The 1,958-nt window shown below is 63.7% G+C and carries 1 protein-coding gene and 1 pseudogene; both read left to right on the top strand.

Annotation, left to right across the window (positions count from 1 at the left end):
* Positions 1–1,016 (top strand): annotated as a pseudogene (locus AC2VLV_RS06965) (restriction endonuclease subunit R); the annotation flags it as partial.
* Complete coding sequence (locus tag AC2VLV_RS06960) at positions 1,013–1,729, top strand: M48 family metallopeptidase (RefSeq protein ID WP_486989283.1); 717 nt, start codon at positions 1,013–1,015, stop codon at positions 1,727–1,729. The pseudogene AC2VLV_RS06965 and the gene AC2VLV_RS06960, both read left to right, overlap by 4 nt.
* Positions 1,730–1,958 lie beyond the last annotated feature (229 nt).

Raw genomic sequence — 1,958 nt, 5'->3', positions numbered from 1 at the left:
AGGACTGGCTCGTCGAGGGGAAAAAGAAACTCGACGGAGCGCGTGAGGCGGTGCGCTACCTGTGCGAACCCGTCCCCCTGCCGCGCGAGGTGGAGCAGTACCTGCGCTACTTCTGCGGCGATGCCGCCAATGCCAACGCGCTGAGCGAATCCGAGCCGCTGCGGGTGACGTACTACAAGGCGGTAGCTCTATTTGTACGCGCTTATTCCGAAGTGGCCCAGAACCTGACCGAGGCCGGTTACCCGGCTGCGGAGGCCGATGCGCTGAAGATGGAAGTGGCGTTCCACGTCGAGATCCGCGCCGCCATCAAGAAGCACTCAGGCGAGGAGCTGGACATCAAACCGTACGAGGCGGACATGCGCCACCTCATCAACACCTACATCCAGGCCGATACGGCGACGGGGCTCGGCCAGCTCGGGGAGATGTCACTGACCGAGCTCATTGTCGAGACCGGCATCCACGATGCCATTGCCCGCACGCTCAACGAGAAGGGCAAGCTGTCGAGGAATGCCATCGCCGAAGGCATCATCAACAACGTCCGCAAGACCATCATCCGCGACCACCTCACTGACCCACACTTCTACGAGCAGATGTCGCTGTTGCTGGATGATCTGATCCAGCAGAGCCGGGCCGACGCGGAAGCCTACGAGGAGTTCCTGCGCAAGGCCGAGGCTTTGGTGCAACGGCTGGCGACCAAGCAGCCTGAGGCCGGCGTTCCCGCGGCCCTGCATGGCAAGCGCGAGGCCACCGTGATCTACAACAACCTGCCGCGGATCCTGGCGACCGGAGGCGTGCCCGCTGCCGTAGCGGAGTCGAATCCCGCAGCAGAGAAGGCAAGGCTGGATCTTGCCCTTGAGATCGACCGCACAATGCGCGAGCGGGCACCGGCGGGCTGGAAAGGCGACCAGGCGCGCGAAGCGCAGGTGCTCAACGCGCTGTTCCCACTGCTTGATCGCAACCGCGCGGCAACCCAAGCCCTGTTCGAGCTCGTCAAGCAGCAGGTCGGCTATCAATGAGTGCGTTGATCCGCCTTGGCGAAATCACGATCACAGTGACGCGCAAGGACATCAAACACGTCCACCTTTCGGTGCACCCGCCCGGCGGCCGCGTGACACTGGTTGCTCCGATCCGTACGCGGCCGGAAGTGGCGCGCGCCTATGCCGCGTCAAGACTGGGCTGGATACGGGAACAGCAGGCGCGATTACAGGGGCAGGCCCGCGAGTCAGCCCGCCGCTACGTCACGCGGGAGAGTCACTTCGTCTGGGGCAAGCGTTACCTGCTCACCGTGGTCGAACGCGAGCAGAAACCTTCGGTGACGATGGACCACCGGCGCATCACGCTCAGCGTGCGTCCTGGCAGCGACCGGGCCAGACGCGAGGCCGTGATGCACGCATGGCACAAGGCCCTGCTGCACGCTGAAGTGGCACGCTTGATCCGCAAGTGGGAGCCTCGCCTCGGGGTCAAGGTTACTGCGTATTTCCTGCAGCGCATGAAGACGAAATGGGGCAGTTGCAACCATGCCGCGCGGCATATCCGCCTCAACACCGAGCTGGCGAAAAAACCGAAGGATCTGCTCGAGTACGTCATCGTGCACGAGATGCTGCACCTGATCGCACCGACGCACAGAGAGCGGTTCCTCACGCTGATGACGAAGCACTACCCCTCATGGCGCGAAGCCAGGGCCGAACTGAACGAGCTGCCGCTGTCCGCGCAGGCGTGGCGACTGTGAGCGGTCCGGGACCCAACTACTGGCGGTTACTGCGCGTTTTCGATTGACCGGTTCCGGCCCGGAACTGCCAGTCGTCTGCCGAAGATGCACGCCACAAAGCAGCCGTTCAAAAACGTGCCGCTTCACAGCCACTGTAAGCGAGCGCCCACGCCACCTTGTGCGGTGGCGTGATGCACGTGTAGCGATCAGGCAGCAGGCCGCCAGGAGGTCGGCAGCAGGGTGCCGATGT

The sequence above is a fragment of the Thiomonas sp. TH-17 genome (genome assembly GCF_057473305.1).
Note: the sequence above shows the minus strand (reverse complement) of the source record. Positions and strands in the feature narration are given on the sequence as shown.